Here is a 15,160-nt window from a genome sequence, read left to right as displayed (position 1 = left end):
TCTCGAAACTGAAGCGTTTCAGGCGCGTTGCTACGCGCTACGAAAAAACCGCACGAAATTACTTCGCTGTCGTCGCTATCGCCGCAACTCTGCTCTGGCTAAGATAACTGTCCACGCGACCTAGAGCGTTTTCGAGCGAGGTGGACACCGGTTCGCGTGAAGAAAACGCGTCAAAACAAGAATCTCTAGTTCAGGCGGTGCTCCATCGCCTTGGCCTCGAGCAGGAACTCGAGGGCCGCGCCAAGGCCGGCGTCGCATGCCTTCAGCACTGCCCCCGCTTTGGCGTAGCGGGGCGTGACGTCATCAAGCACGATAATGTCGGTGTCGGCGGCGTCAGTGGAAGCAGGCAAGGTTTCACAGGCGATCGCGCTCTCAATCCGCAACAGGCTCGCCTGCACCTGCCCGATCAGGCACATCAGGTCCGAGACGATTGATTGATAGGCGTCGTTTCCATCGACGGCCTCGATAATGATATTGCTTTTTGCAGCTTTCTGCATGCGCGTTCTCCACGGTGGCCTATCTTTAGGGACCCCGGTGCTACTTGTGCGTTAAGCCGTCGTCCCGTACAAATACGGGCCAGTTCGGTGCGATGTCGATTGGAGCCATTGTTCGGTTTGCAGGTTTCACCACTCAGGGACGAATGACCTATGGCTGAGAGTGCCCCCTCCCGCGGGGAGATTTTCGTAGTCGACGACGATCCCGCCGTCCGCGACACGCTTTCGATGGTCCTGTCCGCAGCCGGCTATCAGGTGATCTGTTTTGCCGACGGCGCCGCGCTGTTGTCGGTCGCGCGAACCAGGACGCCGGCCTGCATCCTGCTCGACGTGCACATCCCCGGCAAATCCGGCCTCGATATTCTAAGGGAACTGCACGGCGAGGATTATCCGGCGCCGATCTTCATGATCTCGGGACAGGGCGACATCGCGATGGCCGTCAGCGCCATCAAGAACGGCGCCCTCGACTTCATCGAGAAGCCGTTCCGCGGCAGCGAAATCGTCGCCCGCCTCGACGAGGCGATCGGCGCCTATACGCGGCGCCAGGCCGACAGTTCCGCATCGCGGATATCAACGCTGCATTTTCCGGGACGCGAGCCATTGACGCGGCGTGAGCGCGAGGTGCTGGAACAATTCACCGCGGGCGCTTCCAACAAGGAAGCGGGACGTCACCTCGGCATCAGCCCGCGCACGATCGAAGACCATCGCGCCAACATCATGAAGAAGCTCGGCGCCAGGAATGCCGCCGACCTCGTCCGCATCGTGATGACCGCGCAGCAGCAACAGCAGCGCTCGGCCTAATTCGTCGTCCCGGCCTCGAGCCGGGACCCATAACCACAAATGTTGGTTGCGGCGCGAACGGGCGGCCACAGCGTTTTACATCACATATGCCTGTGGTTATGGGTCCCGGGTCAAGCCCGGGACGACAGCGTTATTTGCTGTGAGATATTGCAATATCTTTCGCATTTGAGCTGGCGTCCCTATACGCTGAGCGCCTTGCGGATCATGATCGCCATGTCCGACTTGCGATAGGGCTTCGCCAGCAAGAGCACGCCTTCGTCCAGCCGGCCGTGATGGATGATGGCATTCTCGGTGTAGCCCGAGGTGAACAGCACCTTCACGTCGGGCTTCAGCTTGTGGATCTCTTCCGCGAGCTGGCGGCCGTTCATGCCGGGCATGATCACGTCGGTGAACAAGAGGTCGAACGGCCGGTCGGCGCGGGCGATGGCGAGCGCGTCTGCGGCGTTTGCGGCAGCCAGCGTGACATAGCCGAGCGAGTGCAATTGCGTCAGCACATAGTCGCGCACCAGCTTGTCGTCCTCGACGACGAGGATGGTCTCGTTTCCGCCCTCGAGCCTGGCCGCGAACGTCGGCTCGATCGAGGCCGTCGCGCGGGCCGCAGGCGGCAGGTACATCTTGACCGTGGTGCCGTGGCCTTCCTCGCTGTAGATCTTGATGTGCCCCGCTGACTGCTTGATGAAGCCGTAGACCATGCTCAGGCCGAGCCCGGTGCCCTTGCCGGGACCCTTCGAGGTGAAGAACGGGTTGAACACCTTGTCAATGATGTCGGAGGGGATTCCGGTGCCGGTGTCGCTCACCGCGATCATGGCATAGCGCCCCGGCCGGACGTCGCCCTGCAGTTTCGCGTAGGTTTCGTCGAGGAAGACGGTGCCGGTCTCGAGCACGAGCTTGCCGCCATTGGACATCGCATCGCGGGCGTTGAGCGCGAGGTTGAGGATTGCGGTGACGAGCTGGTTGGGGTCGACGACCGCAAGGCAGGTCTCGTCCTCGAAGATCGATTCAATCTCGACATGCTCGCCGAGCGTTCGCTGCAACAGCTTGGTGGTCTCGACGATCAGGAGGTTGACGTCGATCTCGCGTGGGTCGAGCGGCTGCTTGCGGGCGAATGCAAGGAGATGCTGGGTGAGCTCGGCGCCGCGCCCGGCCGCCTCGTCGATCATCTTGGTGATCGCGGCAAGCTGCGGCTCGTTCTTCACCGCGTCGGCCAGGATCTCGATCGTGCCGGTGATGACGGTGAGGATGTTGTTGAAGTCATGCGCGATGCCGCCGGTGAGCTGGCCGACGGCCTCCATCTTCTCCGCCTGCCTCATGCGCTCCTCGGCGGCGATCTTGTCGGTGAGGTCGCGGACGAAGCCGTTGAACACGAAACCGTCGCGGGTCTTCAGCGCGGCGATGCTCAGTTCCGCGGTGAACTCCGTGCCGTCGCGCCGCCGTGCCAGCACCTCGCGGCGCGGCTGTTGCAACTGTACGCCGCCTGATTGCAGGAAGGCCCCCAGCGCCGCCCTGAGCGGGCCGTCCGGCCGCCCGAGCAGCTCGAATACGTTCTTCCCGAGCGCCTCCTCGTGAGGCCATCCGAACAGGCTTGCGGCTTGCGGATTCCAGTAGCGGATGACGCCCTTCTGATCGATCTGCACGAAGGCGTCGAGCGCGCTGTTGATGATGCCGCGCGCCAGTTGTTCGCTCTCGCGCAAATTCTCCTGCGCCTTGCGGCTTTCGGTCATGTCGCGCGCGGTCTTGCAGATGCCGATGATGGCGCCGGATGCCGACTTGATCGGCGAGATCGAGAGCGAGACCTCGACCGGCGTGCCGTCCTTGCGCAGGCGCACGGTCTCGTTGTTCGCGATCGTTTCGCCCCAGCCGATCCGGCGTACCACGTCGTCTGTCTCTGCGGTGCGGTCGGGCGGCACGATCAGCGAGATGTGCCGGCCCACCGCCTCAGTCGCGGTATAGCCGAACAGCCGCTCCGCGGCCGGGTTCCAGCCGGTGACGATGCCATCCAGCGAGTGCGTGATGACGGCGTCGTTGGCGGATTCGACCGCGGCGCTGAACAGGCGCTCGCGCCCGGCGAGGCGGTCCCGCGCGGCTTCGGTCCGCAAATGTTCGACCACCTCGCGCTCGAGCGCAACCGTCTTGGCGTTCACCTCATTGATCACGCGCACGAAGGCGCGCGCCAGCACGCCGGTCTCGCCCGGCGCGTCGACCGGAATGGCGTCCGTGCCCTTCTGTGCGACGCTCTCGATCGCCGCCGTCAATTGCCGGATCGGCCGCATCAGCGACCTCGCGATCAGGATCGCCAGTCCCGCCGCGGCCAGCACGGCTAGCAGGCCGACGACGATCGAACTGTTGCGGATCGTCGCCGCCGGCGCCATGAACACGGCGTTCGGAACCGTCTCGATCACCGCGATCCATTGATTGTCGACGAGCAGCGCGGGCGCCAGCGCCACGCCGTTGGGCCGTCCCCCCGCACCTTCGACCATGCGCGAGAAGGCCTGCGTGGTGCCCGGCGCCGACGCCAGATAGGGAAAGTCGCGCCGCCAATCGGCTCCTGTCTGCGCGCCGAATTCACGGGTGCGGTCGGAATGGACGAGGTAGTTGCCCCGGCCGTCGACCACATAGGCCGCTTCGCCGGGCCGTACCGAACTCCGCACGCGGTCCAACTCGCCCCGCATGTCGATCTCGATCAGGATGATCCCGAACGGCTTGCCGTCGGTCGCCGGCACCGTCGTCGCCACCCGCAGGATCGGCGCCGGCTGCGCCGCGCCGGCATCCTTGTCCAAGTCGACCGGCGAGACATAGATTCCGCCGACACCAAGTGCGAGCGTGTCGCGGAAATAGGACGCGTCACCGGCGCGCGGCAGCTCTGCCTCCGGCACGGCGCGAACGGCGCCGTCCGGCCCCGAACGGTCGGCGCGGACGATTTCATGCCCGCCATCGGCAACGCCGATATAACGCAGCCGCGCGTAAGCCGGCTTGATCGCGAGCTGCGCGGCCAGGCGGTTTTCCAGCCGCTCCCGCCACAGCGCCTCGCTGACATGATCGACCGGATCCGTCCCGTCGTTGAGACGGGCCCGCATCATCCCGATCACCGCGGCAAAATCGCGAAAGATCACGATGTCGGCGCGCGCGCTGTCGGCATAGGAAGTCAGGTCGCCGGCCACAAAGCGCGAATGGGTCTCGATCCGGTCGAGCACGCGCGGCACGAATGCCTGTTCCAGGTTGCGATAGCTCAGCCATGCGACCGCGCCCACTGCGATCGCAACCAGCGCAATCATGGCGACGGCGAGTCTGGTTGTGAGCGTCATCTGTGCGGTCGCGGCCTTCCTCTGTCCGGACCAAGCGACGGGGTGTCATCCCGGCTCGGGCGACTGATGCTAGAGCATGATCCGGAAAAGTGGAAATCGGTTTCCCGAAAAAGATCATGCTCATACAAAGAGCCAAAGCGGGATGACAATTCGAAGAAAAATCAGTTCGACGCCTACGCGCCGCGCATCAGTCGTTGAAATAGTGCGGATGCCGCGCGCGGATCTGCACGAGCTCGCTCAGCGTTCCCGACAAATGGGTTCGCAGATGTTTTTGCGCTTCCTCCGGCTCACCGCCGGCGATAGCCTTGGCGATCAGCTTGTGATGGCGGACGATATCCTGCGCCTTGCCGGGCGAGGGCAGATGCAGCCGGCGCAACCGGTCGATATGTCCGCTGCGGCTGCGCATGAGGGTCCAGAGCTCTTGCTTGTCGGCGGCCTCGTATAGCTGCGCGTGGAACTCGTTGTCGGCGGCCATGAATTTCTCGAAGGCGCCCGCCTTTGCAAACTGCTGTTGCCGCGCGATGGTGGAGTTGAGCTGGGCGACGAGCGCCTCGTCCGGTTTCAGCGCCAGCACGCGCACGATCTCCAGCTCGAGCGCCTGGCGCAGGAAATGTGCCTGCTGCGCGCGGCGCAGGTCGATCCGGCTGACGACCGTCGCATATTGCGGGAACACCTCGACGAGACCTTCCTCCTCGAGCCGCTTCAGCGCGTCGCGGATGGGCGTCGAGGACACCCCGAACTGTTCGGCCAGTGCGGCGCGCGACAGCGGTGAGCCCGGCGGCAGTTCCAGCGCGATGATCATGCCGCGCAGGCGCTCAAACACCTGCGGCGCCGCCTGACGGTCGCGGTCGAGCAGCCCGCTCGATCGCGGGACACGACGCTGGCCGATTACGGGTTGATCCATTTGAATTGCCGTTACGCCCGGCGAGAGGCTTGCCAACGATGCACTAATACATTAGTGCATCTCCCCGGGGTGGTCAATCCGCAACCCTCAGAGGAAACGCGTAATGAACAGGATGATGTGGCGGACGCTTGCGGGCGCCGCCGTGGCGGTTGGTCTGCTGCACGGACCGGCGGCACTGGCGCAGCAAAAGACGGAAATCGCCCTGTCGCGGCAGCCGGGTATCTTCTATATTCCGAGCCACATTATCGAGAAGCAGAAGCTGATCGAGAAACATGCCGCGGCGCTTGGCGTGCCCGGCGTCACCACCAAATGGCTGACGTTCTCCAGCGGCGGCGCGCAGACCGATGCGCTGCTTGCGGGCGGCGTCGACATCCTCAATACCGGCACCGGCAATCTCTTGCTGCTATGGGATCGTACCCGCGGCGGCGTGAAAGGCATTGTCGCCACTTCTGCGCAGCCGATGATGCTGATCAGCCGCGATCCCAACATCAAGTCGCTGAAGGATTTTGGGCCGAACGATAAAATCGCGGTGCCGACCGTGAAGATCTCGACGCAGGCCATCGTGCTACAGATTGCGGCAGGCGAGTTGTTCGGCTCGGATCAATGGTCGAAGCTCGATTCCAACACCGTGCAGCTCGGCCACCCCGATGCCTATGCAGCAATGTCCAATCCGCAGCATGAGGTACGCAGTCATTTCTCGATCCCTCCCTTTACCTTCCTTGAGATGAAGAATGTGCCGGGCGCGCATGTCGTGCTGAACTCGCCTGACGTGATGGGCGGCCCGCTTAGCCAGGCGCAATTCTTCACCACGACGAAATTCGCCGACGCCAATCCTAAAATCATCCAGGCCGTGCGGCTGGCGACCAAGGAAGCGCACGACCTGATCCGAAGCGATCCCAAGCTCGCGGTCGAAATCTACAAGGAGATCACTGGCGACAAGACGTCAGTTGAAGATCTGCTGGCCTGGCTGAAGGAACCCGGCATGATGGAGTGGAATCTGGAGCCGCAGGGCACCATGAAATTCGCCAACCATCTCTTCAGGACGGGCACGCTGAAGACGCAGCCCAAGGCGTGGACCGACTATTACCTGCCGGTCGCGCATGACTTGAAGGGCAGTTGATCCCATGGCGCCGCTCCTTGACGTCTCCGACGTAACGCTGCGCTACAAGACGTCGAACGCGGTCATCACAGCGACCGAACGCGTCTCATTCACGGTCGATCGCTCCGATCGCTTCGTGCTGCTCGGGCCGTCCGGCTGCGGCAAATCCACGCTGCTGAAGGCGGTCGGCGGGTACTTGCAGCCCAGCGAGGGCAAGATGCGGATTGACGGCCGCGAGATCGTCGAGCCAGGCGCCGATCGGATGATGATCTTTCAGGAGTTCGATCAACTCCTGCCGTGGAAAACCGTGCTGGAGAATGTGATGTTTCCGCTCCTGACCGCGCGGCGGCTGCCTCGCAAGCAAGCCGAAGCGAAGGCGCGGGCCTATATCGAGAAGGTCGGGCTGACTCGCGTGGTCGATAACTATCCGCATACGCTGTCCGGCGGCATGAAGCAGCGCGTCGCGATCGCGCGCGGCATGGCGATGGAGCCGGACATTCTGCTGATGGACGAGCCGTTCGCGGCGCTGGATGCGCTGACGCGACGGACTTGCCAGGACGAATTGCTGCTGCTCTGGTCTGAGACCAAGTTCACCGTGCTGTTCGTCACCCATTCAATCGCGGAAGCTATCAAGATCGGCAACCGCATCCTGCTGCTGTCGCCGCATCCGGGGCGGGTGAAGGCCGAGGTCGCTGACGTCGACCGCGTCTCCAGCGAAGACGGCAGCGCTGCACGGCTGGAGAAGCAGATACACGATCTGCTGTTCGCCGAGGCGGCAACCGCACACTGAGGAGGGGCGCGATGAGAGAGGCAACCATCCTGCTGCGCGAGGGCAACGCAGTGGCCGCGCCGGCCGCAAGCGAGGTCGAGCGCAAGCTGAGTGTGTGGGAGCTGCTCTGGAACGACGGATTTGTGCGCAAGGGGCTCATCATTGTCTTCCTGGCGGCAGCCTGGGAAGCTTACGGTCTGTTGCTCGACAATCCCCTGCTGTTCCCGACCTTCCATGACACCGTCATCACCATGTTCGAGAAGGTGCGCGACGGCACCATCCCGATGCGGGCATGGGCGTCGCTAAAAGTACTGTTTATGGGTTATTCCGCCGGCATCGCCCTGGCCTCGATCTTGACCATCCTCGCGATCTCGACTCGCATCGGCACGGATTTCCTCGAGACGGTCACGGCGATGTTCAACCCGTTGCCGGCGATCGCGCTCTTGCCGCTTGCACTGATCTGGTTCGGACTTGGCAATGGCAGTCTTGTGTTCGTGCTGATTCATTCCGTTCTCTGGCCGGTGGCGCTCAACACCCATGCGGGTTTCAAGAGCGTCTCCAACACGCTGCGCATGGTCGGCCGCAATTATGGCCTGCGTGGACTACCCTATGTGGCGCGCATCCTGATCCCGGCGGCTTTCAGTTCGATCCTGACCGGGCTGAAGATCGGTTGGGCCTTTGCCTGGCGCACGTTGATCGCCGCCGAACTGGTGTTCGGAGTGTCGTCGGGACAGGGGGGCCTCGGCTGGTACATCTTTGAGAACCGCAACCTGCTCGACATTCCCGCCGTGTTCGCCGGATTGTTGACGGTGATCATCATCGGCCTGATCGTCGAAAACCTGATCTTCCGCACCATCGAGCGGAACACAGTCCAGAAGTGGGGCACCCAGACATGAGCGACAAGAGGAAGCGGCCCGACCAACTCCGCAGCGCGCGCTGGTTCGCCCCCGATGATCTCAGGGCCTTCGGCCACCGTTCGCGCGCCATGCAGATGGGTTATGCGCCGGAGGAGTGGAAGGACCGGCCGGTGATCGCGATCATCAACACCTGGTCGGACGCCCAGCCCTGTCACATGCATTTCAAGAGCCGCGTCGATGACGTCAAGCGCGGCGTGCTGATGGCGGGCGGCTTTCCGATGGAACTGCCGGCGCTGTCGCTGTCGGAATCGTTCCTGAAGCCGACCACCATGCTCTATCGCAACATGCTGGCGATGGACGCGGAAGAACTGCTGCGCGGCCATCCGGTCGATGGCGTCGTGCTGATGGGCGGCTGCGACAAGACCACGCCGGCGCTGTTGCTCGCCGCCACCTCCATGAACCTGCCCACGATCTATCTGCCGGCCGGCCCGATGCTGCGCGGCAACTGGAAGGGTCGCACGCTGGGTTCGGGATCGGACGCCTGGAAATATTGGGATGAGCGGCGTGCCGGCAAGATTTCCGATGATGACTGGGTCGACATGGAAGCCGGCATCGCCCGCAGCTACGGCACCTGCATGACCATGGGCACGGCCTCCACCATGACCGCGATCGCCGAATCCGTCGGCATGACGCTGCCGGGCGCCTCCTCGATCCCAGCGGCGGATGCCGGTCACATCCGCATGGCCTCCGAGTGCGGCCGCCGCATCGTCGAGATGGTCTGGGAGGATCTGACCCCGCAACAGATCCAGACGCGGAAAGCGTTCGAGAACGCGATCACGGTCGCGATGGCGATGGGCTGCTCGACCAATGCGATCATCCATCTGATCGCCCAGGCCCGCCGCGCCGGCCAGGACATCTCCCTCGACGATTTCGAGAAGGCGAGCCGCGAGGTGCCTGTCATCGCCAATGTCCGCCCGAGCGGCGATCTCTATCTGATGGAGGATTTCTTCTATGCCGGCGGGCTGCCGGCGCTGATGAGCCGGATCAAGGATCATCTGCATCTCGACTGCCTGACCGTGACCGGCAGGACGCTGGGGGAGAATATCGCCCGCGCCGAAGTCTATAATGACGATGTCATCCGCAGCGTCGCGAACCCGATCTACAAGGAGGGTGCGCTCGCGGTGCTCAAGGGCAATCTCGCCCCCGACGGCTGCGTGATCAAGCCCAGCGCCTGCGATCCGCGCTTCCTGAAGCATTCCGGCCCGGCGCTGGTGTTCGACGATTACCCTTCGATGAAGAAGGCGGTCGATGATCCCAACCTCGACGTCACCGCCGACCATGTGCTGATCCTGCGCAATGCGGGGCCGCAGGGCGGGCCGGGCATGCCGGAATGGGGCATGCTGCCAATCCCCACAAAACTCGTGAAGCAGGGCGTGCGCGACATGGTGCGGATTTCGGACGCGCGCATGAGCGGCACCAGCTACGGCGCCTGCATCCTGCATGTCGCGCCCGAAGCCTACATCGGCGGCCCGCTCGCGCTGGTGCAGAATGGCGACCGCATCACGCTTGACGTCGCCGCCCGCAGCATCACCCTCGATGTGCCGGAGCAAGAGCTCGAACGTCGCCGCGCCGCCTGGAAGCCGCCGGAGCGCCGCTACGAGCGCGGCTATGGCTGGATGTTCTCACGCTACATCAAGCAGGCCAACGAAGGCTGCGATTTCGATTTTCTGGAGACCGGTTTTGGTAAGCCGGTCGACGAGCCATCGATCTACTAACTCCATGTCGTTCCGGGGCGCGCGAAGCGCGAACCCGGAACCTCGAGATTCCGGGTTCGCTCGCTGTCGCGACCGCCCCGGAATGACGAACCAGAAAGCGAGCAGACATGTCCAAACTCAGCGACGCCACCCGCAACAAGCTGAAAACCGTCTCCACGGCCACCGTCGCCACCGCGCTGTACAAGCGTGGCTTCCGCATCCAGTGCATCCAGGACGTCCATCCCTTGAGTCCGGACCAGCCGACCATGGTCGGCGAAGCCTTCACGCTGCGCTACATGCCGGCGCGCGAGGACCTCAACAAGCTCGACGTGTTCCGCGACCGTTCACATCCACAGCGCAAGGCGATCGAGGATTGTCCGCCCGGCGCGGTGCTGGTGATGGACAGCCGCAAGGATGCGCGCGCTGCCTCTGCCGGCGCCATCCTGGTGACGCGCCTGATGAAGCGCGGTGTCGCCGGCGTCGTCTCCGACGGTGGCTTTCGCGATTCCGCTGAGATCGCCAATCTCGGCTTTCCCGCCTATCATCACCGTCCGAGCGCGCCGACCAATTTGACGCTGCATCAGGCGATCGAGATCAACGTTCCGATCGGATGCGGCGACGCGCCGGTGTTTCCCGGCGACGTGATCCTGGGTGACAGCGACGGCGTCATCGTCATCCCCGCGCATCTGGCCGATGAGATCGCCGAGGAAACCTTCGAGATGACCGCATTCGAGGATTTCGTCGCCGAGGAGGTCCGCAACGGCCGCGGCATCTTCGGCCTCTATCCCGCCACCGATCCGCAGACATTGACCGATTTCGCGGCGTGGCGGAAAAGGAACGGACGCTAGATTTCGTTGTTCGAGCATGAACTCGGCCCAAACGTTTCCGAGTCGTGCTCGAACTCTTAAACCGATCTTTGGCACCAAGCCCGATCAAGACGGAGGAAAGCCATGCTGATGTTCAAGAATCTGATCGACGGCGAATGGATGTCGGACGGCGCACGTTCGCCCAACGTCAATCCATCCGATACCAGCGACATCGTCGGCGAGGCCGTGCGCGGCACCCGCGCCCAGCTTGATGCCGCGGTCGCCGCCGCCAAGGCGGCATTCCCAGCATGGTCGCGTGCGACGCCGCAGGTCCGCTACGACATCCTCAAGAAGGCGTCAGATGAAATCCTGGCGCGCAAGGATGAACTGGGCCGCTTGCTGTCGCGCGAGGAGGGCAAGACCCTGCCGGAGGGCATCGGCGAGGCCGCGCGCGCGGGACAGATTTTCGCGTTCTTCGCCGGCGAGTGCCTGCGCATGGCCGGCGAGAAGCTTTCCTCGGTGCGGCCCGGCATCGACGTCGAGATCACCCGCGAGGCCCTGGGCGTGGTCGGCCTGATCACGCCCTGGAATTTCCCGATCGCGATTCCGGCCTGGAAGATCGCGCCCGCGCTCGCCTATGGCAACACGGTCGTGATCAAGCCGGCTGACCTGGTGCCGGGATCGACCTGGGCGCTGGTCGATATCCTGCAGCGTGCCGGCCTGCCCAAAGGCGTGCTCAATCTCGTGATCGGTCGTGGCTCCGAGGTCGGCGCCGCGCTGCTCGAACATCCCGATGTCGCCGCGATCAGCTTCACCGGATCGGTGGCGACGGGCCAGAAGGTCGCGGCGGCCTGCGTGGCATCGCGGCCGATGAAGAAGTTCCAGCTCGAGATGGGCGGCAAGAATCCGCTGGTCATTCTCGACGACGCCGACCTGAAGGTCGCGGTCGAATGTGCCGTCAACAGCGCATTCTTCTCCACCGGCCAGCGCTGCACGGCGGCCTCGCGGCTCATCGTTACCAAGGGCATTCATGACAAGTTCGTCGCCGCGCTCACCGAGCGTCTGGGCGGCCTCAAGGTCGACGACGCATTGAAGGCCGGCACTGACATCGGCCCGGTCGTCGACCAGAACCAGCTCGATCAGGACCTGAAATATCTCTCGATCGGCAAGGACGAGGGCGCGAAGCTGGTGTTCGGCGGCGAACGGTTGAAGCGTGATGCGCCCGGCTTCTATCTGCAGCCGGCGCTGTTCACCGAGGTGACCAACAAGATGCGGATCGCGCGCGAGGAGATCTTCGGACCGGTCGCGGGCGTCATTCGCGTCAATGACTACGCCGAGGCGCTGGCGACCGCAAACGATACGGAGTTCGGTTTATCGGCCGGCATCTGCACCACCAGTCTGAAATACGCCAGCGACTTCAAGCGCAACGCCGAGGCGGGCATGGTCATGGTCAACCTGCCGATCGCCGGCGTCGACTATCACGTCCCGTTCGGTGGCCGAAAAGGCTCGAGCTATGGTCCGCGCGAGCAGGGCAAATACGCGGCCGAGTTCTACACGACCGTGAAGACCGCCTATACGAATCCGTAAGGACAGCGTCGTCGCATTCGGGCGTGTAGCGCGGTATCGGCCCTCCTCACGGTCGTCGTCCCGGACAAGTGAGCGCAGCGAACGCAGATCCGGGACCCATAACCACAGGCAGTTGTGGCAACGAAGATCCGGAGTTGCCACTGAGGTCAACAACGGAGTTCGGTGGTTATGGGTCCCGGGTCAAGCCCGGGACGACGTGGGGAGAGAGCGGGGCTCATCTCAGGCCCGTAGGGTGGGCAAAGCGAAGCGTGCCCACCGTCCACGCTCGGTGCAAGAGAAGGTGGGCACGCTTCGCTTTGCCCACCCTACATTACCACGTCCACTACGATATCTACGCCACCGCGTCCGCCATCCCCACCGCCCACAGCGCGAAGGCGTAGACGATCGCGATTTCATCGAGACGGTTGAAGCGGCCCGATGCGCCGCCGTGGCCCGCGCCCATGTTGGTGCGGAGAAGTACCGGCCCGCCGCCGGTCATGGTGGCGCGCAATCGCGCGATCCATTTCGCCGGCTCCCAATAGGTGACGCGGGGATCGGTCAATCCGCCCATGGCGAGGATCGCGGGATAATCCTTCGCCGCGACATTGTCGTAGGGCGAATAGGACAGGATGGTGCGAAAGTCCTTCTCGCTCTCGATCGGGTTGCCCCATTCCGGCCATTCCGGCGGCGTCAGCGGCAGCGTGTCGTCGAGCATGGTGTTGAGCACGTCGACGAAGGGCACTTCGGCGACAATGCCGCCGAACAATTCGCCGGCGCGGTTCGCGACCGCTCCCATCAGCATCCCGCCGGCCGAGCCGCCATGGCCGACGATGCGTTTTGTGCTCGTGTACTTTGCCTCACACAGCGCGCGGGCAGAGGCCGCGAAATCATCAAAGCTGTTGGTCTTCTTCTCGCGCTTGCCGTCGAGATACCAGCCCCAGCCCTTGTCGGCGCCGCCGCGGATATGCGCGATCGCATAGACGAAGCCGCGGTCGACCAGCGACAGGCGGTTGGTGCTGAAGGAGGCCGGCATCGCCATGCCGTAGGAGCCGTAGCCGTAGAGCAGGAGCGGCGCCGAGCCGTCGCGGACAAAATCCTTGCGGTGCAGGATCGAGACCGGCACCTCTGCGCCATCATGCGAGGTCGCCATGATGCGCGTGGTGACGTAGTCGGCCGGGTCGTGGCCGGAGGGGATCTCCTGGCGCTTGCGCAACACCCGTGTCCGCTTCGTCATGTCGTAGTCGTAGACTTCCGACGGCGTCGTCATCGACGAATAGGAGAAGCGCAGGTTCGTCGTCTCGAATTCGTAGGATCCCATGGTGTCGAGCGAATAGGCGGCCTCGTCGAAGGCGATCGCATGCTCCTCGTTGGTGGCGAGATCGCGGATCACGATCGCCGGCAGCGCATTGGCACGCTCGAGCCGCACCATGTGGCCGGAGAAAAGCTCGAGGTCGATGATGTAGATGCCTTCGCGATGCGGGATCAGGTCGCGCCAGTTCTTGCGCTCGGGCGAGCCAAGCGGCGCCGTCACCACCTTGAAGTCGATCGCCCCATCGGCATTGGTGAGGATGAACAGCTCGTCGCCGCGGTCGGCGATCGAATATTGCACGCCCTCTTCGCGCTCGGCGATCAGCCGCGGCGGCGCCTCCGGATTTCTGAGATCGATCAGCCGCTGTTCGGAGGTCTCATGATCGCCGCCCGCGATCACGCAGAAGCGTCCGCTCGCGCTCTCGTGCAGATGGGTGAACCATCCGGAATCCTGCTCTTCATAGACCAGCACGTCGTCGGCCTGCCTGGTGCCGAGCCGATGACGCCAGACCTGCATCGGGCGATGGTTGTCGTCGAGCTTGACGTAGAAGAAGCTCTTCGCGTCCGCGCTCCACACCACGCCGCCATCGGTCTCCTCGACGATGTCGTCGAGATCGGCGCCGGTTGCCCAGTCGCGTACGCGGATCGAAAAATATTCCGAGCCTTTGGTGTCGGCGCTCCAGGCATGCAGCCTGTGGTCGGGCGAATGCCGGCTGCCGCCGAACCTGAAATAGTCGCGGCCCTTCGCCAACTCATCGCCGTCGAGCACGACATGCGCCTCGCCGCCGTCGCGCGGCATGCGGCCGAACATCTCGTGCTGCCCGCCCTCGCGGAATTTGCGGAAATAGGCGAAGGGACCGTCGGGCGAGGGCACGCTGGAATCGTCTTCCTTGATCCGCCCGCGCATCTCCGCGACCAGCTTCTTCTGCAAGGGTGCGGTGTGGCCAAGCAGGCTCTCGGCATAGGCGTTCTCGGCTTCGAGACAGTTGCGGATGTCAGGATCAAGGATCGAGGGATCGCGCAGCACCTCCTGCCATTTCGGGTCCTTCAGCCAGGCATAATCGTCCGATACGGTGATGCCGTGCCGCGTGAAGGAATGCGGCCGGCGCGGCGCGACGGGCGCGGGGTGGGCAGGTTTCTTGGTGGCGGATTGGTCCACTCGGTCCTCGTTCCGTTTCAAAGGCTATGCCTTATATCGGGACGCAGGCGAGGATTGCCAGATGCGCGAACCGTAGCCCGGGTGGAGCGCAGCGCAACCCGGGACCGTCGCTTGAACTGCACCCCTGTAGTGAGACAGGATAATCAGGGACAGGAGCCCGGCGCTTGAGGCGGCAGGGCGGGTTGATGGGTTAGGGCCAGGTTGCGGGGCTGCGGCGCAGCAGCCCCGCAACCTGGTAAATTTGCTTCGAACTCGGCTGGCGGCTGGTAAGCCAGAGCCGAGTGCAGCCGTTGACGATTGTACACCTCTTCGATGAAGGCGCCGATCGCATTTCTGGCATG

General features: G+C 63.8%; 11 protein-coding genes and 2 pseudogenes. 8 read left to right on the top strand and 5 right to left on the bottom strand.

Annotation, left to right across the window (positions count from 1 at the left end; all coding sequences use genetic code 11):
- Positions 1-107 (top strand): annotated as a pseudogene (locus tag ACZYOF_RS36400) (IS5/IS1182 family transposase); the annotation flags it as partial.
- A gap of 78 nt (positions 108-185) precedes the next feature.
- On the opposite strand, the gene ACZYOF_RS36395 reads toward ACZYOF_RS36400, so the two are convergent.
- The gene (locus tag ACZYOF_RS36395; RefSeq protein ID WP_463718783.1) at positions 186-497 is read right to left on the bottom strand and encodes a hypothetical protein; all 312 of its coding nucleotides are present in this window, start codon (positions 495-497) and stop codon (positions 186-188) included.
- A 150-nt stretch (positions 498-647) separates the two neighbouring features.
- On the opposite strand from ACZYOF_RS36395, the gene ACZYOF_RS36390 reads away from it, so the two are divergent.
- Positions 648-1,295: a response regulator transcription factor gene (locus tag ACZYOF_RS36390; protein WP_394565995.1), complete on the top strand. Its 648-nt coding sequence runs from the start codon at positions 648-650 to the stop codon at positions 1,293-1,295.
- Between the two features lie 179 nt (positions 1,296-1,474).
- Here ACZYOF_RS36390 and ACZYOF_RS36385 read toward each other — a convergent pair whose 3' ends face one another.
- Positions 1,475-4,597, bottom strand: a complete 3,123-nt coding sequence (locus ACZYOF_RS36385; RefSeq protein ID WP_463718782.1) for a PAS domain S-box protein — start codon at positions 4,595-4,597, stop codon at positions 1,475-1,477.
- Positions 4,598-4,784: 187 nt separating this feature from the next.
- Entirely contained in the window at positions 4,785-5,501 is a 717-nt protein-coding gene (locus tag ACZYOF_RS36380; protein ID WP_463718781.1) for a GntR family transcriptional regulator, read from the bottom strand.
- Between the two features lie 112 nt (positions 5,502-5,613).
- On the opposite strand from ACZYOF_RS36380, the gene ACZYOF_RS36375 reads away from it, so the two are divergent.
- The 6 genes from ACZYOF_RS36375 to ACZYOF_RS36350 all read left to right on the top strand — a co-directional run bounded on the left by ACZYOF_RS36375 (position 5,614) and on the right by ACZYOF_RS36350 (position 12,373).
- Positions 5,614-6,621 carry an ABC transporter substrate-binding protein gene (locus ACZYOF_RS36375; protein ID WP_463718784.1) on the top strand — a complete coding sequence of 336 codons (1,008 nt, stop codon included), beginning with the start codon at positions 5,614-5,616 and terminating at the stop codon, positions 6,619-6,621.
- 4 nt (positions 6,622-6,625) lie between these two features.
- On the top strand, positions 6,626-7,390 hold the full coding sequence (locus ACZYOF_RS36370) for an ABC transporter ATP-binding protein (RefSeq protein ID WP_463718780.1): 765 nt from the start codon (positions 6,626-6,628) through the stop codon (positions 7,388-7,390).
- 11 nt (positions 7,391-7,401) lie between these two features.
- The gene (locus tag ACZYOF_RS36365; protein ID WP_463718779.1) at positions 7,402-8,265 is read left to right on the top strand and encodes an ABC transporter permease; all 864 of its coding nucleotides are present in this window, start codon (positions 7,402-7,404) and stop codon (positions 8,263-8,265) included.
- Positions 8,262-10,001 carry an L-arabinonate dehydratase gene (gene araD / locus ACZYOF_RS36360; protein ID WP_463718778.1) on the top strand — a complete coding sequence of 580 codons (1,740 nt, stop codon included), beginning with the start codon at positions 8,262-8,264 and terminating at the stop codon, positions 9,999-10,001. Before ACZYOF_RS36365 ends, araD begins: the two co-directional genes overlap by 4 nt.
- Before the next feature lie 107 nt (positions 10,002-10,108).
- Positions 10,109-10,828 (top strand): ribonuclease activity regulator RraA, encoded by a 720-nt coding sequence (locus tag ACZYOF_RS36355; RefSeq protein WP_463718777.1) that lies wholly within the window; start codon positions 10,109-10,111, stop codon positions 10,826-10,828.
- Between the two features lie 102 nt (positions 10,829-10,930).
- A complete protein-coding gene (locus ACZYOF_RS36350; protein WP_463718776.1) occupies positions 10,931-12,373 on the top strand; it encodes an aldehyde dehydrogenase family protein in 1,443 nt (480 codons plus the stop codon).
- Positions 12,374-12,704: 331 nt separating this feature from the next.
- On the opposite strand, the gene ACZYOF_RS36345 is transcribed toward ACZYOF_RS36350, so the two are convergent.
- Together ACZYOF_RS36345 and ACZYOF_RS36340 are read right to left on the bottom strand one after the other, a co-directional pair.
- Positions 12,705-14,819, bottom strand: a complete 2,115-nt coding sequence (locus ACZYOF_RS36345) for a S9 family peptidase (protein ID WP_463718775.1) — start codon at positions 14,817-14,819, stop codon at positions 12,705-12,707.
- A gap of 143 nt (positions 14,820-14,962) precedes the next feature.
- A pseudogene (locus tag ACZYOF_RS36340) lies at positions 14,963-15,160 on the bottom strand (hypothetical protein); the annotation flags it as partial.

The organism is Bradyrhizobium sp. LeoA1Lang (assembly GCF_055413685.1).
Note: the sequence above shows the minus strand (reverse complement) of the source record. Positions and strands in the feature narration are given on the sequence as shown.

Bases quoted from the DNA above. Each gene is read 5' to 3' on its own strand.
- ACZYOF_RS36395 (WP_463718783.1), bottom strand. From the start codon at position 497: ATGCAGAAAGCTGCAAAAAGCAATATCATTATCGAGGCCGTCGATGGA.
- ACZYOF_RS36390 (WP_394565995.1), top strand. From the start codon at position 648: ATGGCTGAGAGTGCCCCCTCCCGCGGGGAGATTTTCGTAGTCGACGAC.
- ACZYOF_RS36385 (WP_463718782.1), bottom strand. From the start codon at position 4,597: ATGACGCTCACAACCAGACTCGCCGTCGCCATGATTGCGCTGGTTGCG.
- ACZYOF_RS36380 (WP_463718781.1), bottom strand. From the start codon at position 5,501: ATGGATCAACCCGTAATCGGCCAGCGTCGTGTCCCGCGATCGAGCGGG.
- ACZYOF_RS36375 (WP_463718784.1), top strand. From the start codon at position 5,614: ATGATGTGGCGGACGCTTGCGGGCGCCGCCGTGGCGGTTGGTCTGCTG.
- ACZYOF_RS36370 (WP_463718780.1), top strand. From the start codon at position 6,626: ATGGCGCCGCTCCTTGACGTCTCCGACGTAACGCTGCGCTACAAGACG.
- ACZYOF_RS36365 (WP_463718779.1), top strand. From the start codon at position 7,402: ATGAGAGAGGCAACCATCCTGCTGCGCGAGGGCAACGCAGTGGCCGCG.
- araD (WP_463718778.1), top strand. From the start codon at position 8,262: ATGAGCGACAAGAGGAAGCGGCCCGACCAACTCCGCAGCGCGCGCTGG.
- ACZYOF_RS36355 (WP_463718777.1), top strand. From the start codon at position 10,109: ATGTCCAAACTCAGCGACGCCACCCGCAACAAGCTGAAAACCGTCTCC.
- ACZYOF_RS36350 (WP_463718776.1), top strand. From the start codon at position 10,931: ATGCTGATGTTCAAGAATCTGATCGACGGCGAATGGATGTCGGACGGC.